The 25,510-nt window shown below is 68.5% G+C and carries 24 protein-coding genes; 9 read left to right on the top strand and 15 right to left on the bottom strand.

Annotated elements, in window-relative coordinates:
• Positions 1-12: 12 nt before the first annotated feature.
• The 4 genes from ACZ54P_RS22295 to ACZ54P_RS22280 all read left to right on the top strand — a co-directional run bounded on the left by ACZ54P_RS22295 (position 13) and on the right by ACZ54P_RS22280 (position 3,120).
• Positions 13-870 (top strand): glutamate ABC transporter substrate-binding protein, encoded by an 858-nt coding sequence (locus ACZ54P_RS22295; RefSeq protein WP_465463480.1) that lies wholly within the window; start codon positions 13-15, stop codon positions 868-870.
• A gap of 84 nt (positions 871-954) precedes the next feature.
• Positions 955-1,650, top strand: a complete 696-nt coding sequence (locus ACZ54P_RS22290; RefSeq protein WP_465463479.1) for an amino acid ABC transporter permease — start codon at positions 955-957, stop codon at positions 1,648-1,650.
• A complete protein-coding gene (locus ACZ54P_RS22285; protein WP_465463478.1) occupies positions 1,647-2,552 on the top strand; it encodes an amino acid ABC transporter permease in 906 nt (301 codons plus the stop codon). The genes ACZ54P_RS22290 and ACZ54P_RS22285 overlap by 4 nt, the downstream gene beginning before the upstream one ends.
• 124 nt (positions 2,553-2,676) lie before the next feature.
• The gene (locus tag ACZ54P_RS22280) at positions 2,677-3,120 is read left to right on the top strand and encodes a class I SAM-dependent methyltransferase (RefSeq protein WP_465463477.1); all 444 of its coding nucleotides are present in this window, start codon (positions 2,677-2,679) and stop codon (positions 3,118-3,120) included.
• Positions 3,121-3,557: 437 nt separating this feature from the next.
• Here ACZ54P_RS22280 and ACZ54P_RS22275 read toward each other — a convergent pair whose 3' ends face one another.
• From ACZ54P_RS22275 to ACZ54P_RS22260, 4 genes are read right to left on the bottom strand one after another with little or no spacing between them, the layout of a single operon-like run.
• Positions 3,558-4,310: a succinate dehydrogenase/fumarate reductase iron-sulfur subunit gene (locus ACZ54P_RS22275; RefSeq protein WP_465463476.1), complete on the bottom strand. Its 753-nt coding sequence runs from the start codon at positions 4,308-4,310 to the stop codon at positions 3,558-3,560.
• Entirely contained in the window at positions 4,307-6,223 is a 1,917-nt protein-coding gene (locus ACZ54P_RS22270) for a fumarate reductase/succinate dehydrogenase flavoprotein subunit (protein ID WP_465463475.1), read from the bottom strand. Before ACZ54P_RS22270 ends, ACZ54P_RS22275 begins: the two co-directional genes overlap by 4 nt.
• Positions 6,224-6,280: 57 nt before the next feature.
• Positions 6,281-7,111, bottom strand: coding sequence for a hypothetical protein (locus tag ACZ54P_RS22265; protein WP_465463474.1), 831 nt, complete (start codon positions 7,109-7,111; stop codon positions 6,281-6,283).
• Positions 7,108-7,395 carry a hypothetical protein gene (locus ACZ54P_RS22260; RefSeq protein WP_465463473.1) on the bottom strand — a complete coding sequence of 96 codons (288 nt, stop codon included), beginning with the start codon at positions 7,393-7,395 and terminating at the stop codon, positions 7,108-7,110. Before ACZ54P_RS22260 ends, ACZ54P_RS22265 begins: the two co-directional genes overlap by 4 nt.
• 263 nt (positions 7,396-7,658) lie before the next feature.
• Here ACZ54P_RS22260 and edd point away from each other — a divergent pair, with 263 nt between their 5' ends.
• Together edd and eda are read left to right on the top strand one after the other, a co-directional pair.
• Complete coding sequence (gene edd / locus ACZ54P_RS22255) at positions 7,659-9,548, top strand: phosphogluconate dehydratase (RefSeq protein ID WP_465463472.1); 1,890 nt, start codon at positions 7,659-7,661, stop codon at positions 9,546-9,548.
• Positions 9,545-10,165 carry a bifunctional 4-hydroxy-2-oxoglutarate aldolase/2-dehydro-3-deoxy-phosphogluconate aldolase gene (gene eda, locus ACZ54P_RS22250; RefSeq protein WP_465463471.1) on the top strand — a complete coding sequence of 207 codons (621 nt, stop codon included), beginning with the start codon at positions 9,545-9,547 and terminating at the stop codon, positions 10,163-10,165. The genes edd and eda overlap by 4 nt, the downstream gene beginning before the upstream one ends.
• 44 nt (positions 10,166-10,209) lie before the next feature.
• Here the strand turns inward: eda and ACZ54P_RS22245 are convergent, their stop codons facing one another.
• The 7 genes from ACZ54P_RS22245 to ACZ54P_RS22215 all read right to left on the bottom strand — a co-directional run bounded on the left by ACZ54P_RS22245 (position 10,210) and on the right by ACZ54P_RS22215 (position 16,124).
• The gene (locus ACZ54P_RS22245; protein WP_465463470.1) at positions 10,210-10,647 is read right to left on the bottom strand and encodes a GNAT family N-acetyltransferase; all 438 of its coding nucleotides are present in this window, start codon (positions 10,645-10,647) and stop codon (positions 10,210-10,212) included.
• 83 nt (positions 10,648-10,730) lie between these two features.
• Entirely contained in the window at positions 10,731-11,177 is a 447-nt protein-coding gene (locus ACZ54P_RS22240) for an iron chaperone (RefSeq protein ID WP_465463469.1), read from the bottom strand.
• Between the two features lie 50 nt (positions 11,178-11,227).
• Positions 11,228-11,854: a VOC family protein gene (locus ACZ54P_RS22235; protein WP_465463468.1), complete on the bottom strand. Its 627-nt coding sequence runs from the start codon at positions 11,852-11,854 to the stop codon at positions 11,228-11,230.
• Positions 11,855-11,994: 140 nt separating this feature from the next.
• Positions 11,995-12,522, bottom strand: coding sequence for a regulatory protein RecX (locus ACZ54P_RS22230; RefSeq protein WP_465463643.1), 528 nt, complete (start codon positions 12,520-12,522; stop codon positions 11,995-11,997).
• Between the two features lie 26 nt (positions 12,523-12,548).
• Positions 12,549-13,589: a recombinase RecA gene (gene recA / locus ACZ54P_RS22225; RefSeq protein ID WP_101606377.1), complete on the bottom strand. Its 1,041-nt coding sequence runs from the start codon at positions 13,587-13,589 to the stop codon at positions 12,549-12,551.
• A gap of 206 nt (positions 13,590-13,795) precedes the next feature.
• Positions 13,796-13,990: a DUF3046 domain-containing protein gene (locus tag ACZ54P_RS22220; protein WP_465463467.1), complete on the bottom strand. Its 195-nt coding sequence runs from the start codon at positions 13,988-13,990 to the stop codon at positions 13,796-13,798.
• A gap of 232 nt (positions 13,991-14,222) precedes the next feature.
• Positions 14,223-16,124 carry an Hsp70 family protein gene (locus ACZ54P_RS22215; RefSeq protein ID WP_465463466.1) on the bottom strand — a complete coding sequence of 634 codons (1,902 nt, stop codon included), beginning with the start codon at positions 16,122-16,124 and terminating at the stop codon, positions 14,223-14,225.
• Between the two features lie 179 nt (positions 16,125-16,303).
• Here ACZ54P_RS22215 and ACZ54P_RS22210 point away from each other — a divergent pair, with 179 nt between their 5' ends.
• Positions 16,304-20,926 carry an ATP-dependent helicase gene (locus tag ACZ54P_RS22210; protein WP_465463465.1) on the top strand — a complete coding sequence of 1,541 codons (4,623 nt, stop codon included), beginning with the start codon at positions 16,304-16,306 and terminating at the stop codon, positions 20,924-20,926.
• Between the two features lie 37 nt (positions 20,927-20,963).
• Complete coding sequence (def, locus tag ACZ54P_RS22205) at positions 20,964-21,464, top strand: peptide deformylase (RefSeq protein WP_465463464.1); 501 nt, start codon at positions 20,964-20,966, stop codon at positions 21,462-21,464.
• 22 nt (positions 21,465-21,486) lie between these two features.
• On the opposite strand, the gene ACZ54P_RS22200 is transcribed toward def, so the two are convergent.
• The 4 genes from ACZ54P_RS22200 to ACZ54P_RS22185 all read right to left on the bottom strand — a co-directional run bounded on the left by ACZ54P_RS22200 (position 21,487) and on the right by ACZ54P_RS22185 (position 24,741).
• Positions 21,487-22,581: a GNAT family N-acetyltransferase gene (locus tag ACZ54P_RS22200; RefSeq protein WP_465463463.1), complete on the bottom strand. Its 1,095-nt coding sequence runs from the start codon at positions 22,579-22,581 to the stop codon at positions 21,487-21,489.
• A gap of 95 nt (positions 22,582-22,676) precedes the next feature.
• Positions 22,677-23,360 (bottom strand): VOC family protein, encoded by a 684-nt coding sequence (locus ACZ54P_RS22195; protein WP_465463462.1) that lies wholly within the window; start codon positions 23,358-23,360, stop codon positions 22,677-22,679.
• A 109-nt stretch (positions 23,361-23,469) separates the two neighbouring features.
• The gene (locus tag ACZ54P_RS22190) at positions 23,470-24,234 is read right to left on the bottom strand and encodes a maleylpyruvate isomerase family mycothiol-dependent enzyme (protein WP_465463461.1); all 765 of its coding nucleotides are present in this window, start codon (positions 24,232-24,234) and stop codon (positions 23,470-23,472) included.
• Positions 24,235-24,258: 24 nt separating this feature from the next.
• Positions 24,259-24,741 (bottom strand): SAV_6107 family HEPN domain-containing protein, encoded by a 483-nt coding sequence (locus ACZ54P_RS22185; protein WP_465463460.1) that lies wholly within the window; start codon positions 24,739-24,741, stop codon positions 24,259-24,261.
• Positions 24,742-24,977: 236 nt separating this feature from the next.
• Between ACZ54P_RS22185 and ACZ54P_RS22180 the strand changes: the two genes are divergently transcribed.
• A complete protein-coding gene (locus ACZ54P_RS22180) occupies positions 24,978-25,508 on the top strand; it encodes a YbaK/EbsC family protein (protein ID WP_465463459.1) in 531 nt (176 codons plus the stop codon).
• Positions 25,509-25,510: the final 2 nt, after the last annotated feature.

Genomic DNA, 25,510 nt, shown 5'->3' with positions numbered 1-25,510 from the left:
AAATTGAGAAGAATGCGGTTGAACCGAGTTCTGCGAATGAGCGCGGCCGTCGTGGCGGCCGGTCTCGCCCTCTCCGCCTGTGGTGGCGGCGGGTCGGACGCCGGCAGCGGCTCCAGCGCTGCCAAGAACGTGGTGGCGAAGGCCAAGAACGACAAGAAGCTGACCATCGGCATCAAGTTCGACCAGCCCGGCCTCGGCCAGAAGCAGGCCGACGGCACCTACGCCGGGTTCGACGTCGACGTGGCGAAGTACATCGCCAAGGAGCTCGGTGTCGAAGAGTCGGGGATCACGTGGAAGGAAGCGCAGTCCGCGCAGCGTGAGGACCTGATCAAGAAGGGTGAGGTCGACTTCATCGTCGCCACCTACTCGATCACCGACAAGCGCAAGAACGAGGTCTCCTTCGCGGGCCCGTACTTCATCGCCCACCAGGACCTGCTGGTGGGCGCCGACTCCACCGACATCACCGGCCCGGAGTCGCTGACCGGCAACAAGAAGCTCTGCTCGGTCAAGGGTTCGACCCCGGCGCAGAACGTCAAGGAGAAGTACGCCAAGGACGTGCAGCTCCAGGAGGTCGGCAAGTACACCGACTGCGTCACCTCGCTGCTGAACAAGACGGTCGACGCGATGACCACCGACGACGTCATCCTCGGCGGCTACGCCGCGCAGCAGCCCGGCAAGCTGAAGCTGGTCGGCAAGGGCTTCACCGACGAGAAGTACGGCGTCGGCCTGAAGAAGGACGACGCCGAGAGCGTCACCGCGATCAACAACGCCATCAAGAAGATGCAGCAGGACGGCGCGTGGAAGGCCGCTCTGGAGAAGAACGTCGGTCCGTCGGGCTACAAGATCCCCGAGCCCCCGGCCATCTCCTGACACCCGGCTCACTGAGCCGCTGAATCAAAGGAATCGAACGGTGCGCCGTGTACCGCGGCGCACCGTTCCCATACCGAGGCTGGGTTGAGCACCTTGTTCGATTTCCTCGACAATCCCAATTACGACTTGCTCGGCGCCTTCTGGATGACGATCAAGCTCACCTTCTTCTCCGCGATCGGTTCCCTGGTCTGGGGGACGATCCTGGTGGGGATGCGGGTGAGCCCGGTTCCGATCATGCGGGCGTTCGGCACCGCCTACGTCAACATCTTCCGGAACACCCCGCTGACGGTGATCATCGTCTTCACGTCGCTGGGACTGTCCTCCACCTTGGGGATCAACCTGGCCTCGTCGGACTCGACGACCTCCTTGGACGACAACTTCTTCCGGCTCGCGATCCTCGGCTTCGTCGCCTACACCGCGACGTTCGTCTGTGAATCGCTGCGGTCGGGCATCAACACCGTCCCCGTCGGCCAGGCGGAAGCCGCCCGCGCACTGGGACTCGGTTTCGTCCAGGTGCTGGCGTTGATCGTGCTGCCGCAGGCGTTCCGGTCGGTGATCGCACCGCTGGCGAACGTCATGATCGCGCTGCTGAAGAACACCACGGTCGCCTCGATCATCGGTGTCGCCGAGGCCTCGCTGCTGATGTCCGAGATGGTGGAGAACGAGTCCGACTCGCTGATCCTGGTCTTCCTCCTCTTCGCCGCCGGGTTCGTCGTCCTGGTCCTCCCCCTCGGCCTGCTGCTGGGCTGGGTCGCCAAGAAGGTCGAGGTCAAGCGATGAGCACGCAGACCGTCCTCTATGACATCCCCGGCCCCAAGGCCCGGGTGCGAAACTGGCTCTACAGCGTTCTTTTCCTGCTCGTACTGGCGCTGGTGATCTACTTCGTCTACGTCGGCTTCGACGAGAAGGGCCAGTGGGCAGGTACGCTTTGGAAGCCTTTCGTCGACGGCTCGACCTGGACTCAGTTCCTGCTCCCTGGCCTGCTCAACACCCTGAAGGCGGCTGGGCTTTCGATCGTGATCGCGTTGCCGATCGGGGCGCTCCTGGGTATCGGCAGGCTGTCCGAGCACAAGTGGATCAGGGTTCCGGTCGGCGCCATCGTCGAGTTCTTCCGGGCGATCCCGGTGCTGCTGCTGATGGTCTTCGCTGCGGCGCTCTACGCGTTCTACACCGACATCGACCCGGAGATCCGTCCCCTGTTCGCCGCGGTGACCGGCCTGGTGCTCTACAACGGATCCGTCATGGCCGAGGTGTTCCGCGCGGGCATCCTCTCGCTGCCCAAAGGCCAAGGTGAGGCCGCGTCGGCGCTGGGCATGCGCAAGACCCAGATCATGATGACCGTCCTGCTGCCGCAGGCGGTCACCCTGATGCTGCCCGCGCTGGTCAGTCAGCTCGTGGTCATCCTCAAGGACACCGCGCTGGCCGGTCAGTTGACGATCGGCTTCGACGAGCTGATCCGCAGTTCCGGACCGCTCACCGGTCTCTACGGCAACACGATCCCGACGCTGATCGTCATCGCGATCATCTTCATCGTGCTGAACCTGATCCTGAGCTGGTTCGCGTCGTGGCTGGAGAACAAGCTGGCACGACGGAAGAAGGCCCCCAAGGGTGCCAAGCCGGTGCACTCCGCGCCGTCCAGCGTGGTCATGCAGCGCGATGACGCAAGCGGTGGAGCACTGTAGCTCCGTAAGTACATGAAGGCCCCCTTCCTTGCGCCTGCGTACAGGAAGGGGGCCTTCATGTACTTGGAGGGATAGGCCTCTTGGTCCTGTCGGGACGGTGACTTCGTCGGCTAGCGTCGGCCTTATGTCGGACCAGGCCACGACGCTGCTCGAAGTGCTCCCGGACCTGGCGGGCAGGTCGGTCCTGGTCGTCGGGTGTGGCGATGGCCGCTATCCTCGGCTGCTGCGCCGCGAAGGCGCTCGTCGCGTGGCCGGTGTGGACGCCGACCAGGTGCTGATCGCGGCCGCGCAGCGTGAAGAGGAACGCGATCCGCTCGGGATTTCCTACGAGGTCCACCAGCTCGACCGGATGCCGGTGATGGGGACCTTCGACGTCGTCCTGGCCTTCTTGGAGTCCCCCGACCATCTCGGCCGCATCACCGCGAGCCTCATCGCGGGCGGACTGCTCGTGGTCGTCGCCACGAACGGCCTGACCCTGGAAGAGGGCTTGCGGCGCAACGGTTTTCAGGACATCGTGCTGCGCCGCGACGAACACGGCGACATCCACAGCGCCCGCAAAGGCGCCTGAGTCGCGCACCCTGGTGTCGAGCCAGGCTGGCCGGGGCTATGAATCCCGGTCGGTCGCCGGACCGTGCGCGTCTGGCGGTGTGGAGCACACGGACCCCACACCGCCGCACCGGTACGACGGAACAGGTTTCCCCGCCGTGCCGGGGATTCTGGCCTGGAACACGGTCCGGCACGCACTGCGCACCGGACCGCCTCGGTCCAGAAATCAGGGTTCACCGGAAAAGAACACACCATGAAAAAGCCGCCCGGTTCGATTTGCCGAAGGGCGGCTCCACAGGTGCGACGTCCGGTCAGGACGACGGCGGGGAGCCGGTTTTCTCTTCGATACCAAGGGTCATGACGTAAGTGTGCAACGGGCAGGCGAGCGGCGGCAAACGATCAAAAGCCTCGTGAGTGGTAATGACGGTTAGAACCGTCATTACCACTCACGAGGCTTTTTTACTTGTCTCGCCGGAAGAGCTTGTTCCCCAGCCAGACGATGGGGTCGTACTTCCGGTCCGCGACGCGTTCCTTCATCGGGATGAGCGCGTTGTCGGTGATGTGGATGCCTTCCGGGCACACGTCCGAACAGCACTTCGTGATGTTGCAGTAGCCGAGGCCGTGCTCCTCCTGTGCCGCGTCCCGCCGGTCGGCGACGTCGAGGGGGTGCATCTCGAGTTCGGCGATGCGCATGAGGTACCGGGGCCCGGCGAAGGCCTCCTTGTTCTCCTCATGGTCACGCACGACGTGACAGGTGTTCTGGCACAGGAAGCATTCGATGCACTTGCGGAACTCCTGCGAGCGCTCGACATCGATCTGCTGCATCCGGTACTCCCCCGGCTTCAGCTCCGGGGGCGGCGTGAACGACGGGATCTCGCGGGCCTTGGCGTAGTTGAACGACACGTCGGTCACCAGATCGCGGATCACCGGGAACGTCCGCATCGGCGTCACGGTGATGATCTCGTCCTCGGTGAAGGTCGACATCCGGGTCATGCACAGCAGCCGCGGTTTGCCGTTGATCTCCGCCGAACACGAACCGCATTTGCCCGCCTTGCAGTTCCACCGTACCGCCAGATCCGAGGCCTGGGTGGCCTGAAGCCGGTGGATGATGTCGAGGACGACCTCGCCCTCGTTGACCTCGACGCTGTAGTCCTTCAGCTCGCCGGAGTCGGCGTCGCCGCGCCAGACCCGGAAACTCGCCTTGTAGCTCATGCCGGACTCCCGGGGTGCGAGGCCAGTTCTTCGTCGGTGTAGTACTTTCCCAGCTCGGACAGTTCGAACAGCTCCAGCAGGTCCTGCCGCAGCGGGGTCTGTTCCTTGACCTCGATGCCGATCTCCGGCACCACCGGGTTGTCGCCCGGCGTGGCCGAGCAGACGAGGAGCTTGTTGCGCCACTGGGGATCCATCCCCGGGTGGTCGTCCCGCGTGTGCCCGCCCCGGCTCTCGGTGCGCATCAGCGCGGCCCGCGCCACGCATTCACTGACCATCAGCATGTTCCGCAGGTCGACGGCGAGATGCCAGCCGGGGTTGAACTGCCGGTGTCCTTCGACGGTGACCCGCTTGATCCGCTCGCGCAGTTCCCCGAGCTTCTCCAGTGCCCGCTCGATCTCCTCCGATTTGCGGATGATGCCGACCAGGTCGTTCATCGACTGCTGCAGTTCGGTGTGCAGGCTGTACGGGTTCTCCTCGACGCCGTCACCCGGCGGGTCGAACGGCGCGAGCGCCATCGCCGCCGCGGCGTCCACATCGGACTGACTGACCTTGGGCCGGTCCTTCAGTTCCGACACGTAGGACGCGGCACCGAGTCCCGCGCGGCGGCCGAAGACGAGCAGATCCGACAGCGAGTTGCCGCCGAGCCGGTTCGAACCGTGCATCCCGCCCGAACACTCACCCGCGGCGAACAGCCCCGGCACGCTCGACGACGCCGTGTCCGGGTCGACCTCGATCCCGCCCATCACGTAGTGACAGGTCGGGCCGACCTCCATCGGTTCCTTCGTGATGTCGACGTCGGCGAGTTCCTTGAATTGGTGATACATCGACGGCAGCCGCTTGCGGATCTCCTCCGCGGGCAGCCTGCTGGCGATGTCGAGGAAGACCCCGCCGTGCGGCGATCCCCGGCCCGCCTTGACCTCGGAGTTGATCGCGCGCGCCACCTCGTCCCGGGGCAGCAGGTCCGGGGTGCGGCGGTTCTTCTCCTGGTCGGTGTACCAGCGATCGGCCTCTTCCTCGCTGTCCGCGTACTGCCCCTTGAACACGTCCGGGACATACTCGAACATGAACCGCTTGTCCTCGGTGTTCTTGAGGACCCCGCCGTCACCGCGAACGCCTTCGGTGACCAGGATTCCCTTCACACTCGGCGGCCAGACCATGCCGGTCGGATGGAACTGGACGAACTCCATGTTGATGAGCGTCGCCCCGGCCCGCAGCGCCAGCGCGTGCCCGTCACCGGTGTACTCCCACGAGTTCGAGGTGACCTTGAACGATTTCCCGATGCCGCCGGTGGCCAGCACCACCGCCGGCGACTCGAAGAGGATGAACCGGCCGCTTTCCCGCCAGTACCCGAACGCGCCGGAGATCCGGCCGTCGTCGGTCAGCAGTTCGGTGATCGTGCATTCGGCGAAGACCTTGATCCTCGCCTCGTAGTCGCCGGTCTCCTTGTAGTCTTCTTGTTGCAGCGAAACGATTTTCTGCTGCATGGTGCGGATCAGTTCGAGCCCGGTGCGGTCACCGACGTGCGCCAGCCGCGGGTAGGTGTGCCCGCCGAAGTTGCGCTGGCTGATCCGCCCGTCCTTCGTGCGGTCGAACAGCGCGCCGTAGGTCTCCAGTTCCCAGACCCGGTCCGGCGCCTCCCTGGCGTGCAGCTCGGCCATCCGCCAGTTGTTGAGGAACTTCCCGCCGCGCATCGTGTCGCGGAAGTGGACCTGCCAGTTGTCGTTCGAGTTCGCGTTGCCCATCGACGCCGCGCAGCCGCCTTCGGCCATCACCGTATGCGCCTTGCCGAACAGCGATTTGCACACCACCGCGACGCTGAGCCCGCGCTCGCGGGCCTCGATGACCGCGCGGAGACCGGCGCCGCCTGCCCCGATCACCACCACGTCGTAGTTGAGCCGTTCGACCTCGGTCATAGAAAGAGCCACCTCAAAGCTGGACGCCGTTGTCGGGGACGGGAGATTCCCGTGCCGCTAGTTGATGAACCGCAGATCCGAAATCGCCCCGCTGGCCACGAGCATCACGTAGAAGTCGGTCAGCACGAGCGTGCCGAGCGTCGTCCACGCCAGCGCCATGTGCCGGGTGTTGAGCTTCGTGATCTGCGTCCAGATCCAGTAGCGGACCGGATGTTTCGAGAAGTGCTTCAGCCTGCCGCCGGTCACGTGACGGCACGAGTGGCACGACAACGTGTAGGCCCACAACAGGATCACGTTGCCGAGCAGCACGACGTTGCCGAGCCCGAAACCGAACCCGCCGGTCTTGCCGTGGAACGCGGTGATCGCGTCGTAGGTGTTGATCAGCGAGACGACCACGGCCACGTAGAAGAAGTAGCGATGGGCGTTCTGGATGATCAGCGGCAGCCGCGTCTCGCCGGTGTACTTCGCGTGCGGTTCGGCGACCGCGCACGCGGGCGGCGAGAACCAGACCGCGCGGTAGTACGCCTTGCGGTAGTAGTAACAGGTCAGCCGGAAGCCCAGCAGGAACGGCAGGACGAGAAAGCCGAGCGGGACGAAGCTCGGCAGTTCGCCGAGCCAGGCCCCGAAGTGCCGGGAGCCTTCGACGCAGGATTCCGAGACGCAGGGTGAGTAGAACGGCGTCAGGTAGTGGTACTCGGGCACCCAGTAGGCGGTGCGCACGAAGGACCTGATCGTCGCGTAGACGATGAAGGCGGAGAGGCCGAGAACGGTCAGCAGCGGGGAGAGCCACCACCGATCGGTGCGCAGCGTCTTTTCGGCGATCCGGGCCCGCGATGGCGCGCGGACCCCCGTACCCCGTCCGGCCTCGAGCTCGCCGGGGGCGCTCACCGCTGGTCGCGCTTGTAGCCGCCGACGCCTTCGTCATCGGCGCCATGCCAGAGCGCCGGGTCATAGGGCGTGTCGGGTATTTGGACCCGATCGATGGCCTTCGCCTGCGCGGGCACCGCGTTCGGGGTCGTGTCGAGATCGGCCGCGTCGATGTCGAGCCGCTCCACGTCGTTCGCCAGGCGTCGTACCGCCGAAGCATCGCCGTATCGGGAGCGCAGCGTGCCGACGCACTGCCTCAACTGACCGATGGCTCGCCGAAGTTCGGCGATCTCTGTGGTGGACATCGGTACCTCCCGATGGTCGGTTCGGTTGGCCGCTTGAGCCTTCGAAAGCAAGCGATCCTCGCCGTCTCGACTCTGCCGCGCATTGTGCAATGTGACAAGTAGCACAGTGGAACCTACTGACGTGACGGAGGTCACGCGAGTCGATCTTCTGTATCGATTTTGATTCGAGCTTTCCCCCGAGGTACTGTGGCCACTGTCACGACCCAGCGACGTCAGCGTTGCCGTCCCGCGGACCACCACGACCAGTGATCCGGAGCCGGACAATGAGCACCGCCCCGAACGTCCACCCCATCATCGCCGAAGTCACCGAACGCATCGCCGCCCGCAGCGCCGAGACCCGCGCCGCGCACCTCGAGCGGGTCGCCGCCGCCTACGAAGAAGGTCCGGTGCGCCGCGGTCTCGACTGCAGCAATCTCGCACACGGCTTCGCCGCGATGGAGGGTGTCGACAAAGCGGCCCTGCGCGCCGTGCGGGCGCCGGGTGTCGCGATCGTGTCCTCCTACAACGACATGCTTTCGGCGCACCAGCCGATGCAGGAGTACCCCGCGTTGTTGAAAGGTTCGGTCCGCCAAGCGGGCGGGGTGGCCCAGTTCGCCGGCGGCGTACCCGCGATGTGCGACGGCGTCACCCAGGGCCGTCCGGGCATGGAGCTGTCGCTGTTCAGCCGCGAGGTGATCGCGATGTCGACCGCGATCGCGTTGTCCCACGACATGTTCGACGCGGCGCTGCTGCTCGGCGTCTGCGACAAGATCGTGCCGGGCCTGCTGATCGGCGCGCTGTCCTTCGGGCACCTCCCGGCGATCCTGGTGCCGGCCGGGCCGATGAACTCGGGCCTGCCGAACAAGGAGAAGGCGCGCGTGCGCCAGCTGTACGCCGAGGGCAAGGCCACCCGCGAAGACCTGCTGGACGCCGAAGCGGCTTCGTACCACTCGGCCGGCACCTGCACCTTCTACGGCACGGCCAACTCGAACCAGATGGTCGTCGAGGTGATGGGCCTGCACCTGCCGGGCGCCAGCTTCGTGCAGCCGAACTCGTCGTTGCGCCGCGCGCTCACCGAGGAGGCCGGGCGCCGCGTCGTGCGGATCTCCCGCGGTGAGGAGTACACCCCGGTCTCGCGGGTGATCGACGAGAAGGCCGTCGTCAACGGCGTCATCGCGCTGCTCGCCACGGGCGGTTCGACCAACCACACGATGCACCTCGTCGCGATCGCCGCCGCCGCGGGCATCCAGCTGACCTGGGACGACTTCTCCGACCTGTCGGCGGTGATCCCGCTGCTGGCGCGGGTGTACCCGAACGGCAGCGCGGACATCAACCACTTCCACGCCGCCGGCGGCATCCAGTTCCTGGTCGGCACGCTGCTCGACGCGGGCCTGCTGCACGAGGACGTCCAAACCGTCGCCGGGCCGGGCCTGAGCCGCTATCGGCAGGAACCGATCCTGTCCGAGGACGGACTGGTCTGGCGCGACGTGCCGACACGCAGCCTCGACGAGGACGTCCTGCGCCCGGCGTCGCGGCCGTTCGCCGCCGACGGCGGGCTGCGGATGGTCGCGGGCAACCTCGGCCGCGCGGTGATCAAGGTGTCCGCGGTGGCGCCCGAACACCGCGTCGTCCAAGCCCCGGCCCGGGTGTTCACCGATCAGAAGTCCTTCAAGGACGCTTTCGAGGCAGGCGAGCTGGACCGCGACGTCGTCGTGGTCATCCGGCAGCAGGGCCCGCAGGCCAACGGGATGCCCGAACTGCACGGCCTCACCCCGGCGCTGGGCGTGCTGATGGACCGCGGGCACCAGGTGGCGCTGCTCACCGACGGCCGCATGTCCGGCGCGTCCGGCAAGATCCCCGCCGCGATCCAGGTGACCCCGGAAGCCGCCGTGGGCGGCCCGATCGCCCGGATCGCCGACGGCGACGTCGTCCGGCTCGACGCGCGGGCCGGGACGCTGGACGTCTTCGTGGGTGACGAAGAACTCGCCCGCCGTGAACTGGTGGACTCCCCGCCTTCGGAGGCATCCTGGACCGGCACCGGCCGGGAGCTGTTCGCGGCGCTGCGCCGCGCGGTCGGCCCCGCCGATCAGGGCGCGAGCGTGTTCGGACCGCTCACGCCGGAACACTTCGGCGCTCCGGCGCACACGTTGAACCCTGTGGAGGTAAGTCAGTGACCACCGGCGCCGACCTGCTCGGCCTGTCCCCTGTGATGCCCGTCGTCGTCCTCGACGACGCCGCCGACGCGGTGCCCACCGCGCGGGCCCTGCTCGCGGGCGGCATCGGCGTGATCGAGCTGACCCTGCGCACCCCGGCGGCCCTCGCCTCCATCGAGCGGATCGCCGCGGAGGTCCCGGAGATCGTCATCGGCGCCGGGACGGTCACCGCACCGGAACACGCCAAGCAGGCCGCCGCCGCCGGCGCGAAGTTCCTCGTGACCCCAGGCTGCACCGACTCGGTGCTGGACGCCGCGTTCGACACCGGGCTGCCGTTCCTGCCGGGGGCGAGCACGGTTTCGGAGGCGATGCGGCTGGCCGAACGCGGGCTGACGGCGTTGAAGTTCTTCCCCGCCGAAGCCAGCGGTGGCGTGGCGTACCTGAAGTCGATCGGCGGCCCGTTGCCGGGGCTGCGCTTCTGCCCGACCGGCGGCATCACCGTGAAGACCGCGCCGGACTACCTCGCACTGTCCAATGTGGGCTGTATCGGCGGTTCGTGGCTGACCCCGAAGGATGCTTTGGCGGCCAAGGACTTCGGGAAGATCGAAGCTTTCGCCGCGGCGGCTTCGAAGCTCTGATCATGGTGTGAAGGCCGCCCTCCCGAGGGCGGCCTTCACCGTTTTCAGAGCGGCAGCTGATAGAGCATGAAACCCCGATCGACCGCGACTTTGTCGTACAGACGGCGTGCGGTGGCGTTGGATTCCTGGGTGTGCCAGTACACCCTGTTGCAGCCACGGAGGCGTGCCCAGTCCGCGACAGCCTCGATCAACGCCCGTGCGACACCGTTGCCCCGGACCTCCGGTGCGGTGAACAGGTCTTGCAGGTAACAGACGTCGGTGAGCGTGGAAGTGCTGGGATGCACCAGGAAGTGCGTGATTCCGACGAGTTCACCGTCCAGGTGGGCGACGAGCGCGTGCATCCGTCGCGCTTCACGGAACTCTCGCCAAGCACGGTCGTAAACCTCTTGGGGCTCATCACGTTCGTAGAAGGCGATATAGGCGCGGAACAGGATCTCCCAGCCTTCGCGGTCTTTGGGCTCCGGTGACGCGATGGTGATCATGATGTCCTCCCAGTGCTCACCCGAGCCTAGGGATTCACCTCACCGCTGGGAGTGGCCAATCGTGCGGTAAAACGCAGTGCCACTCAAGACGCACAGGCCTGCTTCACCAAGGTGGCGATGCGCTTCTCCACCGCGGGGGTCATCTCGACCAAGGCGAAACCGGTCGCCCACATCGCACCATCGTCCAACTTGGCCTCCTCGTTGAAGCCAAGCGTCGCGTAACGCGTCTTGAATTTGGCCGCCGCTTGGAAAAAGCAGACGATCTTGCCGTCGAGGGCGTAGGCGGGCTGGCCGTACCAGAGCTTCGGCGCGAGCATCGGGGCGTTGGCCTTGACGATGGCGTGGACCCGTTCGGCCAGCGCGCGGTCGTCGTCGGGCATCTCGGCGATCTTGTCGACCACATCCTGCTCCGCGGCCGCCGCCTTGTCGGCGGCCGAACCGCGGCGGGACGCCTTCTTCATGTCCTGGGCGTGTTCCTTCATCGCGGCCTTCTCCTCGGCCGAGAATCCTTCGTAAGTGGTGCTGCTCATGGCGTTTTCTCCTCGGTAGGCGGCGAGCGGCGGCATCCGGTAGTGGCACATCAGGACTGGGCGGCGAGCGTGGAGGCTTCCCAGCGGAAGCCGTCCGGGTCGGTGAACGGCGCGGCGGGACCGCTGACCGCGATCCGGTGAGAACCGGTGCCCTCCGGGGCGACGCCCGCGTCCTTGGCCAGCGCCTTGCGCCGGTACAGCGCCAGCTTGACCGGGCTCGACCCGGATTCGAACTCGACGTACACACGGCCGAAGCTCTTGCCCACGGTGAGACCGTGCTCGACGTAGAACTTCTTGCTCGCGGAGATGTCGGCGACGCCCAGCAGCAACACGATGGCGTCGATCTCGCGGGTGGCCGGCCCGGTGTTCTTCTTCGCCGAGGTGGCGATCTTCCAGATCGCGCCGTCCGGGGCCTGGACGACACCGCCATAGCCCCACATCGACTTCGCGGCGGGTTTGATCGCGGTCGCGCCGGCGGCGAGGGCGGCTTCGATCAGGGCGTCGACATTGGCGGGCTGCGACACCGTGAGGGAAAGGGTGTAGCCGCGGAAGCCGGTGGTGGGCTCCTGAGCGGCTCGCAGACGAAGCTGGGTGTCGAGGCCGAAGGCGGTGGTGTAGAAGCGTTCGGCGGCCGCGGTGTCGGCCACTTCGAGGGTGATGGCGTCGATGAAGTTCATGCCGGTAACGCTATTTCCCGGCGGGCGCCCGGTGCTTCTCGATTCCTGATCGGTCGTGTCGGCACCGGCCGTGGAAAGCAGAACACCGGCCTGCGGGCACGGGGCCCGCTCGACCGGTGAGCAGCTCAGGTGAAGGCGTCTCAGTCGAGGGTGGGGTCGTCCAAGAGGGCGGCCTCGGCACCGAACTCGCGGAGTTCGTCGCGGATCACGGTGTAGGCCAGCCCCTGGGGATAGCCCTTGCGGGCGAGGACGCCCAGCAGGCGACGGATCGCCGTCTGTTCGTCGACGTCGCCCAAGGAGCGCATACGCTTGCGTACCAGCTCTCGGGCGCGCTGCTCCTCTGCCTCTCGGTCCACCTCTTCGGCGGCCTGGACGGCGATATCCCCATCTATTCCTTTGCGTTTGAGTTCGGCCACGAGCGCGTTCCGTGCCAGGCCCATGTTGGCGTGGCGGGAACGAACCCACATTTCGGCGAACTCGGCGTCGTTGACGAGCCCTGCCTGGTCCAGTTTACCGAGCAGGGTCTCCGTCGTCTCCTCGTCGAAGCCTTTGCGCTTGAGGGCCTGACGCAGCTCCTCCGTGGAGCGCGGGCGCGCGGCCAGGAGATCGAAGCAGATCTCCTTGGCCTTCTTCCTCCGCTCGTCCGGCGGCAACTCCGCCGGATCCACCTTGGGCGCTCGCAAACCCGTACCTCCTAGAAGTCGACCGGCGCCGGGGCGGCCTCGGCGTCGACGACGGCGCCGATGCCGAGCTTCTCCTTGATGCGCTTCTCGACCTCGTTGGCGATGTCCGGGTTCTCGAGCAGGAACTTGCGCGCGTTCTCCTTGCCCTGGCCCAGTTGGTCGCCCTCGTAGGTGTACCAGGCACCGGACTTGCGCAGGATGCCCTGGTCGACACCCATGTCGATCAGCGAGCCCTCGCGGGAGATGCCCTTGCCGTACAGGATGTCGAACTCGGCCTGCTTGAAGGGCGGCGCGACCTTGTTCTTCACGACCTTGACGCGGGTGCGGTTACCGACGGGCTCGCCGCCGTCCTTCAGCGTCTCGATCCGGCGGACGTCCAGCCGGACCGACGCGTAGAACTTCAGCGCCTTACCACCGGTCGTGGTCTCCGGGGAGCCGAACATGACGCCGATCTTCTCGCGCAGCTGGTTGATGAAGATCGCGGTGGTGCCGGAATTGCTCATCGCACCGGTCATCTTCCGCAGCGCCTGGCTCATCAGCCTCGCCTGCAGACCGACGTGGCTGTCACCCATCTCGCCCTCGATCTCGGCGCGCGGCACGAGCGCGGCGACCGAGTCGATGACCAGGATGTCGAGCGCGCCGGAGCGGATCAGCATGTCCGCGATCTCGAGCGCCTGCTCACCGGTGTCCGGCTGGGAGACCAGCAGCGCGTCGGTGTCGACGCCGAGCTTCTGGGCGTAGTCCGGGTCCAGCGCGTGCTCCGCGTCGATGAACGCGGCGATGCCGCCGTTCCGCTGCGCGTTGGCGACCGCGTGCAGCGCGACGGTGGTCTTACCGGAGGACTCCGGACCGTAGATCTCGATGACGCGGCCGCGCGGCAGGCCGCCGATCCCGAGCGCGACGTCGAGCGCGATGGCACCGGTCGGGATGACCTCGATCGGCACGCGGCCCTCTTCACCGAGGCGCATGACCGAGCCCTTGCCGTACTGCTTGTCGATCTGGGCGAGGGCCAGTTCGAGCGCCTTGTCCTTGTCGGGTGCTGCTGGTGCCATGGAGTCCACCTCGTTGGTTGAGCCGGTAGGGCTTGTTTCAGTTCTGAGCTGTCGGGCTCGACGCTACGGGCGACCACCGACAATTCCAGGCCTCGCGCCCAAGCTGTGGATCGCTGACCCCGTTGTGGACAACACCATAGACGAACGTGTGTTCGAGCCCGTGACCGACACGCCGTCGCACTAGGGTGCTCGCCTTCATCCCGAGGTCAGCGCCGCTCCGGCGGGATCTCGAACGCGTCGCAGACCGCTCGCCAGATGTCCTTGGCCGAGATTCCGGAGTCAAGGGCCTGTTCGACGGTCCGGCCCCCGAGTTCACCGAACACGTGATCCCTCGAGAGGGTTTCCGCACGTCCGGGACCGAATTCGTCGGCCATCAGCCGCCGGAAGACCGTGATACGCATCGGGGGAAGTCTAGCCCCGGGCTCGGCCAGAACCGCGCGAAGGGCTTCTTCGCCGGGCCGGGGAGCATGGCCGCCGGGGTCGACCGGCCCTGTCGGCCGTGTTCCTCACTGTGTGGATATCGGGACGTTGGATGTCCCGAAATCCACACAGTCAGGCACGAGAGCCCCGGTGACCACAAGTTCCAGTGAAGGTGTGTGGAAAAGGACACTGCCCAGCCCGGCCACCTTGGGCCTATTCACCCGGCTGGATGCTCTTCTCGAAGTAGTCGGCCAGTTCGCCCGGCGTCGGGTTCTGTCCCTCTGCCGGGACCTGGTAGATGAAACCGACCAGCGGCCGGTCGGTCACGGTGAACACCAGCACGGCCGCGTTCCGCCCGGCGGCCGAGGAGTACTGGCCTTCCAGGGCGTTGCCCACCCACTTGGCCTCGGTGCGATCACCGCCGGCGAAGGCGAGCAGCTGGTCGGTGTAGGCCTTGAGCTTCTCCGCGGAGTCGCTCTGCAGATAGGTCACCTGGGTTCCGGCGCGGCCCGGAGCCGAGCAGGTCGACGTCACGCCGAGGTCCTCCGCCGGTTTCGCCGGTCCGTTGCCCATCCCGGGCTTGCAGTCGCCGGTGTCGGCGATTTTCCCGGCGAGCTGGCGCAGGCAGCCGGTGAGGCCCTTGTCGTCGGCCGCACCGGGAGCCTTGCACTCGTCGGCGGTGTAGGTGGTCACCGACGAAGAGGTCAGGAAGTACACGAGCCCGGCGGCGATCAGCACGACGACGGCCGCGATCGCGCCGATGACGAGCGGTTTCTTCTTGCTCGCGGTCGCCTTGTCGCCGGTGTCGCCGCTCGCCAGGGAGTAGGTCGGGAAGTTCGTCGGCGCGGGCTGCTGCTGCACCTGCTGCGGGCCGCTGTTCGGATAGCCCGACTGCGGGAAACCACCGGACTGGCCGGGGCCGGACTGATAACCGGGGATCGACGCGACCTGCTGCGGTGGCGCGTACGGACCCGAAACACCGGGGTGCGCGCCGGTCCCCGCCGCGACCTGTCCTTCCACCCCCTGAGTCCGGGAGCTGATGCCGTCGGAGGCGACATGCTGGGCGCCGAGGGCGACCGCGGTCTCAGGCTGGTCGAGGCTGCCGGGTACGACGCCGAGCTTCTCCGCGATCAGGCTGCCGACCAGCGGAAGCCTGCTCGAACCGCCGACGAGGTAGATACCGGCGAGCTGGTCCGGCGCCATCCCGGCCGAGCGGACCACGCGCGCCATCAACTCGACACTGCGCAGCATCGACGGCCGCACCAGCGCCTCGAGTTCACCGCGGGTGACGAGTACGTCCTCGAACGGCTCCGGCATCGGGACCTCGGTCTGCGGGTGCCGCGAAAGAGCCTCCTTCGCCGCCTTCACGTCTTCTTGCAGCGCGCGTCGCGTACGGCGATCCGGAGTGGACTCGGGCCGCAGGACCCGCTGCCAGCGCTGGGGATCCTTGTGCGAGACCTCGCGTCCGACGTGCACCAGCAGTGCCTGGTCGACGTCGAGGCCGCCGAGGTCGGGAAGGCCGTCTTCGGCGACGACGGTGAAGCCGCCGTTCGGGGTGGCGCCGACGATGGCGACGTCGAAGGTCCCCGCACCGAGGTCGTACACGGCGAGTGCCTGGCCAGGGGCGAGCGTCTTGCCGGGGAACGACGCGAAATGCGCCGCCGCGGCGACCGGCTCGGGGACGAGCACCAGGTTGCCGCCCATTCCGGCGAGGCGGGCGGCGGACAGCAGCACGTTGCGGCGCGTCTGACCCCACTGCGCGGGATGCGTGAGCCGGACCTCGTCAGGCAGTTCGCCGCCGAGCTGGCGGGTGGTCTCGTCGAGGACGCGGCGCAGGATCGCGGCCAGCACCTCGGTGACCGGGATGACGTCGGTACCGAGCAGCAGCGTCTGCTCGTCGATGCGGCGTTTGGGGTTGGGCTCGAAGCGGGTCGGGTCGAGCCGGGCACGGCGTTCGGCGTCGCGGCCGACCATGATCGTGCCGTCCTCGGTGGCGAACACCGCGGAGGGCATGTTGGCCGAACCGTCGACCTCGACCACCCGAGGCGGCCGCCCATGCGCCGACAACACGGCCACGGTGTTGGACGTCCCGAGGTCCACCGACAGGATCCGCACAGCTCTTTCCCCTTCACAGACGAACGGCGACCGCCCCAGCACCGATCCGGTCGCGCTGGCCGTGATGCTCCCATGAGCGCGGTCACCGTACGTGCGGACCCGCCAAACTCGTCCGAACCGGGTGACGGATACCGCAGGTCACGGACTTTGGAGCGAAACTGTCGGGGGTCCGGCGCACTATGGAGGGCGTGGCAGACGCACTCGACCTCTTCTCCCCCGCGACCAGGGACTGGTTCACCGGGGCCTTCGCCGCGCCCACTCGCGCGCAGGAAGGGGCTTGGCGAGCCGCGCACGCCGGGGAACACGCGCTGGTCGTGGCCCCCACAGGGTCCGGTAAGACCCTGTCGGCGTTCCTCTGGGCCCTGGACAGGCTGTCGGTGGAACCGCCGCCCGCCGAGCCGCGCAAACGCTGCCGTGTCCTCTATGTCTCACCGCTGAAGGCGCTGGCCGTCGACGTGCAGCGCAACCTGCGGGCTCCGCTGGCCGGTATTTCCCAGGCGTCGCGGCGGCTGGGGCTGCCGGTGCCGGACATCGGCGTCGGCATGCGCACCGGCGACACCACGGCCGCCGAACGGCGCTCCTTCGGCAAGACACCGCCGGATGTGCTGGTCACCACACCGGAGTCGCTGTTCCTCATCCTCACCTCCTCCGCGCGCGATTCGCTGCGCGGGGTGGAGACGGTGATCGTCGACGAGGTGCACGCGGTCGCCGGCGGCAAACGCGGCGCGCATCTGGCTCTTTCGCTCGAACGGCTCGACGCCCTGCTGGAGAAACCCGCCCAGCGGATCGGTCTGTCGGCGACGGTGCGGCCGATCGACGAGGTCGCCTCGTTCCTCGCCGGTGGCAGGCCGGTCACCGTCGTCCAGCCGAAGCTGGCGAAGACGATCGAGGTCCGCGTCGAAGTACCGGTCGAGGACATGTCCAATCTCGACAGTCCTCAGGGGCCGAAGCAGAACGAAGACCTCGACGCGGGTCTCGCCCGGCTGCCCGGCTCACTGGAGGAGATCGACGGCGCGCCGCGGAGGCCGTCCATCTGGCCCGCAGTGGAGGAACGGGTCCTCGAACTGATCCAGTCCCACCGGTCGACGATCGTGTTCGTCAACTCGCGGCGGCTGACCGAGCGGATGACGGCCCGGCTCAACGAACTCGTCGCGGAACAGTCCGAACTGGAGCCCGACCAGCGGTATCCGGCGGAGGCGATCGGCCAGTCCGGGCTCACCACCGGCGCGGCGCCGGTGATCGCGCGGGCGCACCACGGCTCGATGTCGCGGGAGCAGCGCACCCACGTCGAGGAAGAACTCAAGACCGGCCGCCTCGCCTGTGTCGTGGCGACGTCCTCGTTGGAACTGGGCATCGACATGGGCGCGGTGGATCTCGTCGTGCAGATCGAGGCGCCGCCGACGGTGGCTTCGGGGCTGCAGCGGGTCGGCCGGGCCGGGCACCAGGTCGGCGCGGTGTCGAGCGGGGTGATGTTCCCGAAGTTCCGGGGCGACCTCGTCTCGTGCGCGGTGGTCGCGGAACGGATGGCGGCCGGGGCGATCGAGGCGGTGCGGTACCCGCGCAACCCGCTGGACGTGCTCGCGCAGCAGATCGTGGCGATGGTGGCGCTGGAATCGTGGACGGTCGACGACGTCGCCGCCCTCGTTCGCCGCGCGGCGCCGTTCGCCTCCCTCCCGGACGACGCGTTGCTGGCGGTCCTCGACATGCTCGCCGGCCGGTACCCGAGCGAGGAGTTCGGTGAACTGCGCGCCCGGATCACCTGGGACAGGGTCAGCGGTGAACTGCACGGCCGCCCGGGTTCGCAGCGGCTGGCGGTGACCTCCGGCGGCACGATCCCCGATCGCGGCCTGTTCACGGTGATGACGCCGGGCGCCGACGACAAACCCGGGTCGCGGGTGGGTGAACTCGACGAGGAGATGGTCTACGAGTCCCGCGTCGGGGACACGATCCTGCTCGGCACCTCCTCCTGGCGGGTCACCGACATCACCCATGATCGCGTGCTTGTGGTGCCCGCGCCGGGCGAGCCCGCGCGGATGCCGTTCTGGAAAGGCGACGCACCCGGCCGCCCGCTGGAACTGGGGCGGGCGCTGGGCGCGTTCGTCCGCGAACTGTCCACTTCGGATCCCGCGGTGGCCAGGGAGCGCGCCGCCGTCGCGGGGCTGGACGAGTACGCGTGCGACAACCTGCTGGCGTATCTGGAAGAACAGAAGTCGGCGACCCGGCACGTCCCGAACGACAAGACCGTGCTGCTGGAACGCTTCCGCGACGAACTCGGCGACTGGCGGGTCATCCTGCACTCCCCGTTCGGCGCTCAGGTCAACGCGCCGTGGGCGCTCGCGATCGCGGCCCGGCTACGGGAGAACCGCGGGGTCGACGCGCAGGTGGCGCATTCCGACGACGGCATCGTGCTGCGCCTGCCGGAAGCCTTGGACTCGGACGGCTCGGAAATCACCATCGGCGTCGATGACGTGCTGCTCGATCCGGAAGAGGTCGAGCAGCTGATCGTGGCCGAGGTCGGCGGTTCGGCGGTGTTCGCCGCGCGATTCCGGGAATGCGCGGCACGATCGCTGCTGCTCCCCCGCCGGGATCCGCGCCGCCGCACCCCGCTGTGGCAGCAGCGGCAGCGCGCGTCGCAACTGCTTTCGGTCGCGGCCAAGTACGAACGGTTCCCCGTGGTGCTGGAAGCGATGCGGGAAGTCCTGCAGGACGTGTACGACGTCGGCGGGCTGCGCGAACTGATGGCCGACGTCCGGTCGCGGAAGGTCAAGCTGGTCGAGGTCGAGACGCCGTCGGCGTCGCCGTTCGCGCGCAGCCTGCTCTTCGGCTACGTCGGGATGTTCCTGTACGAGACCGACGCCCCCCTGGCGGAACGGCGCGCGGCGGCGCTGGCGCTGGATTCGACACTGCTGGCCGAACTGCTCGGCACCGAGGCGATCCGGGAACTGCTGGACGCCGAGGTCGTCGCCGAAGTCGAGCGGTCGCTGCAGCGGCTCGATCCCGACAGGCACGCCCGCAACGCCGAGGAGGCCGCTGATCTGTTGCGGTTCCTCGGAGATCTCTCGATCGAGGAGGCCGCCGCACGCGGAATCCAGCGGGAATGGCTGGAGGAACTGGAAGCGGCGCGGCGGGTGCTCCGGGTCCGCATCGGCGGCGGTGAACGCTTCATCGCCATCGAGGACGCGGGCCGGGTGCGGGACGCGCTGGGCACCGCGTTGCCGGTGGGCGTGCCGGAGGCGTTCACCGAACCGGTCGAGGATCCCGTCGGCGATCTGCTGTCGCGCTATTCCCGCAGTCGAGGTCCGTTCAGCGCCCGGCAGGCCGCCGAGCGGTTCGGGCTGGGGACGGCCGTGGTCACCGGTGTGCTGGACAGGCTGACCGCGCAGGGCAGGCTGGTGCGCGGTGAACTGAGTCCGGTCGGACATCCGGAAACCCACGGCGTCGGGATGGAATTCTGCGACGCGTCGGTGCTGCGCAGGCTCCGGAGGGCGTCACTGGCTCGGCTGCGAGCCGAGGTCGAACCGGTCGAACCGGCGGCCTTGGGCCGGTTCCTGCCGTCGTGGCACGGCATCGGCGCGCGCGTGCGCTCGGCGCCGACGGCGGACGACGTGCTGTCCGTGGTCGAACAGCTGGCCGGGGCCCCGCTGCCGGCGAGCGCCGTCGAGTCGCTGATCCTGCCGAGCAGGCTGCCCGGCTACACGCCGTCGCTGCTCGACGAACTGACCACCGCGGGCGAGGTCACCTGGTGCGGATGCGGTTCCCTCTCCGGCGGGGACGGCTGGCTGGCGCTCGCGCCGACGGACGTCGCCGATCTGCTGCTGCCCGACCTCGACGACGATCTGCCGTCCGGTCCGCTCCACGAGGCCATTCTGTCCACTTTGGAGGGTGGGGCGCAGTTCTTCCGCCAGCTCGTGGACCGGGCGTCACCGTTGGTCGAAACCCCACCCAACGACGGTGAAGTCGTCGCCGCGCTGTGGGATCTGGTGTGGGCAGGGCTGGTCACCGGGGACACGCTCGGCCCGTTGCGGGCGCAGGTCTCCGGTTCGGGCGCGGCGCACAAACCACGACGGCAGGCTCCTCGCGGCCGGTACGCGCGGCTTCGGGCCGGACGTCCGGCGATGCCGTCGCGCACCGGTCCGCCGACGGTCGCCGGACGCTGGGCGCTGACCCCGGAACGCGCGCCGGACCCGACCAGGCGTGCGCTCGCGCGGACGGAGGCCTTCCTGGAACGGCATGGCGTCCTCACCCGCGGTGCGCTCGACACCGAGCGGGTGACCGGCGGTTTTTCCGGAATCTACAAGGTTTTGCGCGGGATGGAGGATTCGGGCCAGGTCGTTCGTGGCTACGTCGTCGAGGGGCTCGGAGCCGCGCAGTTCGCGGCGAAGGGCGCCGTCGACAGGCTGCGCGCGCAGTCCGGGAACCAGCGCACCACCAAGGAGGGAGCGGTGGTGCTCGCCGCCGCCGACCCGGCCCAGCCTTACGGCGCCGCGTTGCCGTGGCCTGCCGCCACGGGTGACACGAAGCACCGTCCCGCAAGGAAAGCGGGGGCGCTGGCGGTGCTCGTGGACGGTGTCCCGGCGATGTACGTCGAACGCGGTGGCCGGTCGCTGCTGAGTTTCACCGAGGATCAGGAACCCTTGCGGTCGGCCGCGCGGGCGCTGTCCACAGCGGTACGGGAAGGCTGGCTGGGGCAACTCGCGGTGCAGAAGGCCGACGGTGAGGTGGCGCTCACCTCCGAGCTGTCCGCGGTGCTCCAGGAGGCGGGATTCCGGGCGACTCCGAAGGGCCTGCGCCTGCGGGCCTAGAATTGCCGCTCAGGCCAGCGGAGAAGGACGTTCGAACATGGTGATGCGCGACCTGCGCTACTTCGGGGATCCCGTGCTCAAGACCGTATGCGACCCGGTCACGAAATTCGACAAGAAGATCGAGTCGCTGGTCACCGACCTGATGGACGGGGTGAAACCGGCCGGGCGCGCGGGTCTCGCGGCGCCGCAGATCGGGGTCGGCCTTCGCGTGTTCAGCTACGACGTCGGCGGGCTGACCGGGTATGTGATCAACCCGGAGCTCGTCGAGCTCTCCGAGGAGACGCACGAGATCGGCGAGGGCTGCCTTTCCGTGCCGGAACTGTGGTTCCCGGTCGTCCGTGCGAAGCGAGCCGTCGTGCGCGGGGTCAACCTGCGCAACGAACCGGTCGAGGTCGAAGGTTTCGACGTGCTCGCGCAGTGCCTGCAGCACGAGATCGACCACCTCGACGGCAAGCTGTACCTGGACCGCCTCACCCCCGAGCGTAAGAAGCGAGCGCTGGGCGAGGCCCGCGGCAAAGACTGGTTCTGGAAGCGCTGACCTCCTCCCGCGTTTACCGCATTTAGAGGACTAAACGCGGGGGGTTGGGGAGTGTGAAGCGCAGGGTGCCCGAATCGCCGGGGAGGCGTTCGGGGCGAAGGCCCGCCCGGGCGGCGGTGCGGTAGAGGGAGTCGTCGCCGGGCAGGCAGACGGCGGCGAGTTCGCGCTCCCCCTTGGCCGTGGCGAGCACGGCGAGCCGGGAGAGCAAGGCCGTGCCGATGCCCTGCCGCTGCCAGGAATCCTCGACCAGGAGCGAGATTTCGGCCGCCTCGCCGCCGACGGCCGGGATCAGCTGACCGAGGCCGATCACGTCGCGACCGCAGACCGCGAGCAGGCTCACTCCGCGCGGCGGCATCAGGAGCCGGTGCAGCCAGCGACGCGGTACGGCGCGCATTCCGGTGTGGTAGCGGTGGAACAACGTCGTCATCGAGCATCTCTGGTGCAGCGCGGACACCGCCTCCGCGTCACCGGGGACGCCCTTCCGCAGGACGATCGCGGCGCCGTCGGGCCGGTCGAGCACGATCGGGCCGGTCACGTTGTCGCGGACGGCGGTCATCAGGCCGATCAGCGCGACGGCCCGGCTCAGTTCCAGTTCGACGAACGGCGACCACCGGCGGCGAGCGACGAACGCGGTTCCGTCCCCGGCGGGGAACACCGCCCGGTGCCCGCCCTCCGTCCGGGCGGGATTCGCCTCGATGGAAGGAACCTTCGTGACGACGTCGGCCGCGAGGACGCCGCGAAGCACCTCCGCGAGTCCGCCGGGCGCCTCGACGGCCTGTTTGGCCGCGGTGAACGTCGCGGTGGCCGGATCGACCAGTTCGGCGAGGTCGGCGTCGATGACGGCGGAGCATTCGCAGCCTTCGTCCCGGATCGCGTCGACGAGCAGTTGCCGGGGCAAGCCCGCGGCCGGCCGCAGGACGATCTCGTCCAGCACGCCGCCGGGGACCGGCAGCACCGAGAGTCCGAGGATGTTGCACTCGAGGTCGGCCAGCCTGATCGCGATCCTGGCGAGGGTGCCCGGCCGGTCGTCCACGCGGATCCGGACCCGCCAGGCCGACGCGGCCGCCGTCTCCGCACCGGAATGGACCTGGGTGGGCCGGATTCGATAGGTCTCCATGGCCTCAACGGTCCCCGCCGGTTGTTGCCTGCCCACGGCGCCGGTGTTTCGCTCAGGTCAGCGTTCGGCGCCGCCGCGCAACCCCGGCGAAACACTCAGCGCGGTGAAAGCACGCTGAACTCGTTGCCTTCCGGGTCCACCATGGCCACGGCGCCTTGTCTCGCCGACCCCTGCCCTGTCGCGCCGAGCTCCCGCAGCCGCCGGACCTCGGCCGCCCGGCTTCCGCCTCGCCGTGGCGCGATTTCGAACCGCAACCGGTTCCGGTGCCGTTTCTCCTCCTCGGTGGCGAGGAATTCGAGCCAGGGACCGCGGCCATCCGCCGGTCGCAAGCCCACGATCGGCTTCTCCCGGACCCCGATCTCCCGGCCGAGCGCGGCCGCCCAGAACCGCGCGAGCCGCTCCGGATCCCGGGCATCGGCGACGACCGAGGCGATCGCACCGGTGCCCGCGTACTGCTCACGGGGTTCGAGGACACAGAACTCGTTGCCCTCAGGATCCGCCAGCACCACCCACGGCACCCGCTTCTCCTCCGGCGGGCCCTGGCCGATGTCGAGGTGTCGTGCGCCGAGGGACAGCGCACGGTCCACCAGTTCGGCCTGGTGTTCCGGCGAACGGCTCGCCAGATCCAGGTGCAGCCGGTTCTTGCCCCGTTTCGGCCCGGCCTCGGAGCGGAAGGCCGGGTCGAACGGGGCGTCCCAGCTGAACAGCCCTTCCCAGAAACCCGCCAGATCTCTGGGAAGGGCCGAGTCGAAGACCAGGTTCACCAGGTGTGATGCCACACCTGGTGAACCTAGACGGCACCACCGACATTTCGCGTTCGGTCGCTTCTCAGGCACATCTTCGGCTTCGCCGACTGGCGCTGACCGGTTTGGCTTCCCCACCGACCGGTCATCGAGTCGCGAGCCGCAAAAGGGCCCAGAGTTGTCCCGCCATGTCCTGGTCTCCGCTGACGGTCACCGCGGTCGGACCCGCCCGGCCCCAGAGCCAGCGGTAGATCTTGTCCGGCTGTCCGGTGACCAGATCGTCCGCACGCTGGGCGTCCTCGGCCGAGCACCGCCAGGCGACCGTTTCCGTCGGCCCGGCTCTGGCGATCCAGTGATGGCCCGCGGTGCGCACACCGACCGATCCGGTCTTCGTCCCGGACAGTCCCAGCAACGGCAGCCGCTGGCCGAACCAGAGCGCCAGCGCCTCGTCGATCCCGTCGAGTGCCACGTCTTCGGGGATCTCCGACACGTCCCGCCCGGCCGCGTTCTCCGCGTCGATCCGGTGGATGGTCGCCTCGTGCGCCATCCGCCGCCGCCAGAACCCGTAGCTGCGGTCCGCCGGCCACCAGGTCGGCGCCGGTTCGTCCGCGTCGTGCGCGGCCAGTTCGGCGACGAGTTCGTCCCGACCCTGGCGGAAGTACTCGTCCAGGGTCTGACCAGGCCCCGGTTTGCGCTGCCAGTGCTCGGGACGACGCCCGTCGGTGATCCACCGGCGGGTGACCCGGTACACGCTGCCCACATGCCGGAGCACCTCGCCGAGTGTCCAGCCGGGGCAGGTCGGGACCGGCGCGTCGGCGGACGCGTGGTGCGCCACCTGGGACATCAGCTCCGTTTCGGCGCCGATCACCGCCAAGAACCTGCTCTGGTCGATCATGGCCTGCCCGGCCATCGGCCACCCCCTCTCCACGACGCGCTAGGCCACATGCGCCGCATCACCCATCGGCAGCCCGTGCACCACCCGTCGGACCAGTTCCAGGAACACTGTGGCGGCCTTCGCCAGCCCGTCCGCCAGTTCGGCGGTGACCTTGCCCGTGATGCCCGCCTGCGCGGCGGCTCGCGTCGCGGAGTTGGCCGCGAAGAACGCCGCCCACTCCTTCAGCTCGGGCGCGACGGATTCGAGCAGCACCCAGCCGCTCGCCGGCCGCGCACGGCCCCGGTGCGGACGGCCCCGGGCCTCCAGCACCGCCGCCGCACCCCGCAGCGCGGCGAGATACGCGCCGATGAACCGCTCCGCGGGATCACTCTCCCGCTCTGCTTCGCCAAGGCCACGCCTTGCCTGTGCGTACAAGGAGACCGCCGCGGGCGGTGCCGGCGGGCGCAACGACATCGGCAGGGCGGGCTGCGCGGAGCCCCCCGGCCTCTCGGCTTCGTCAGGGGACACGACCGAAACGGACATGACGACCCTCCTCCTGTACGTGAGCGCCGGCCGGTGCCCGGCGCCGAGGCGCTTCCCCCGCCCCCGCGCCGGGCACCTACCGGTGCGCGCTCACCGAATGTCGAACGTCTGTTCGAACAAGACCAATGTAACCCTGAAGTGCCCCTTTCTTCAACCCCGGCGCCCTCGGCCTTGTAGCCGGGTGATCGCCGCATGTGGTGAGGGACACGGAATCGGGCTCGTGATCTCATAGGGTCATGAGCACCATCGACCAGTCCGGCCATCCCTCGGTGGCCAAGGTCGCGGCCGCCCTCGCCGAGGCGGGTCAGCACGCCGCCGCGGACGGGATCCGGATCCTCCCCGCCGAAGTCCGCACGGCCGCGCAAGCCGCCGAAGCACTCGGCGTCGAGGTCGGCGCGATCGCGAACAGCCTCGTGTTCCGCAGCCGCACCGGCGACACGGAGACGGCCCTGCTCGCATTGACCTCCGGCGCGCACCGCGCCGACACCGGGCTGCTGGCCACGCTGACCGGCGCCGACGAGATCGGCAAGGCGGACGCGGAGTTCGTCCGCGCGCACACCGGACAGCCGATCGGCGGGGTCGCCCCGATCGGTCACCCGAAGGCGTTGACCACTCTCGTCGACACCGCGTTGCGCGCCCACGACGTCGTCTGGGCCGCCGCCGGGCATCCGAAGTCCGTGTTCCCCACGACGTTCGAGGAGCTGGTCGCGCTGACCGGGGGCACTCCCGCGACCGTCGCGGGCGGCGGGCAGGATGAACGCCCGTGACC

Source organism: Amycolatopsis sp. NPDC034160 (assembly GCF_055575355.1).
This window is presented reverse-complemented; position numbering and strand designations above follow the sequence as displayed.

What these genes read in the sequence shown, in the direction of transcription:
- ACZ54P_RS22295 (WP_465463480.1), top strand. Translation starts at nt 13, where the DNA reads ATGCGGTTGAACCGAGTTCTGCGAATGAGCGCGGCCGTCGTGGCGGCC.
- ACZ54P_RS22285 (WP_465463478.1), top strand. Translation starts at nt 1,647, where the DNA reads ATGAGCACGCAGACCGTCCTCTATGACATCCCCGGCCCCAAGGCCCGG.
- ACZ54P_RS22280 (WP_465463477.1), top strand. Translation starts at nt 2,677, where the DNA reads ATGTCGGACCAGGCCACGACGCTGCTCGAAGTGCTCCCGGACCTGGCG.
- ACZ54P_RS22275 (WP_465463476.1), bottom strand. Translation starts at nt 4,310, where the DNA reads ATGAGCTACAAGGCGAGTTTCCGGGTCTGGCGCGGCGACGCCGACTCC.
- ACZ54P_RS22270 (WP_465463475.1), bottom strand. Translation starts at nt 6,223, where the DNA reads ATGACCGAGGTCGAACGGCTCAACTACGACGTGGTGGTGATCGGGGCA.
- ACZ54P_RS22260 (WP_465463473.1), bottom strand. Translation starts at nt 7,395, where the DNA reads ATGTCCACCACAGAGATCGCCGAACTTCGGCGAGCCATCGGTCAGTTG.
- edd (WP_465463472.1), top strand. Translation starts at nt 7,659, where the DNA reads ATGAGCACCGCCCCGAACGTCCACCCCATCATCGCCGAAGTCACCGAA.
- ACZ54P_RS22245 (WP_465463470.1), bottom strand. Translation starts at nt 10,647, where the DNA reads ATGATCACCATCGCGTCACCGGAGCCCAAAGACCGCGAAGGCTGGGAG.
- ACZ54P_RS22240 (WP_465463469.1), bottom strand. Translation starts at nt 11,177, where the DNA reads ATGAGCAGCACCACTTACGAAGGATTCTCGGCCGAGGAGAAGGCCGCG.
- ACZ54P_RS22235 (WP_465463468.1), bottom strand. Translation starts at nt 11,854, where the DNA reads ATGAACTTCATCGACGCCATCACCCTCGAAGTGGCCGACACCGCGGCC.
- recA (WP_101606377.1), bottom strand. Translation starts at nt 13,589, where the DNA reads ATGGCACCAGCAGCACCCGACAAGGACAAGGCGCTCGAACTGGCCCTC.
- ACZ54P_RS22220 (WP_465463467.1), bottom strand. Translation starts at nt 13,990, where the DNA reads ATGCGTATCACGGTCTTCCGGCGGCTGATGGCCGACGAATTCGGTCCC.
- ACZ54P_RS22210 (WP_465463465.1), top strand. Translation starts at nt 16,304, where the DNA reads ATGGAGGGCGTGGCAGACGCACTCGACCTCTTCTCCCCCGCGACCAGG.
- def (WP_465463464.1), top strand. Translation starts at nt 20,964, where the DNA reads ATGGTGATGCGCGACCTGCGCTACTTCGGGGATCCCGTGCTCAAGACC.
- ACZ54P_RS22200 (WP_465463463.1), bottom strand. Translation starts at nt 22,581, where the DNA reads ATGGAGACCTATCGAATCCGGCCCACCCAGGTCCATTCCGGTGCGGAG.
- ACZ54P_RS22190 (WP_465463461.1), bottom strand. Translation starts at nt 24,234, where the DNA reads ATGGCCGGGCAGGCCATGATCGACCAGAGCAGGTTCTTGGCGGTGATC.
- ACZ54P_RS22185 (WP_465463460.1), bottom strand. Translation starts at nt 24,741, where the DNA reads ATGTCCGTTTCGGTCGTGTCCCCTGACGAAGCCGAGAGGCCGGGGGGC.
- ACZ54P_RS22180 (WP_465463459.1), top strand. Translation starts at nt 24,978, where the DNA reads ATGAGCACCATCGACCAGTCCGGCCATCCCTCGGTGGCCAAGGTCGCG.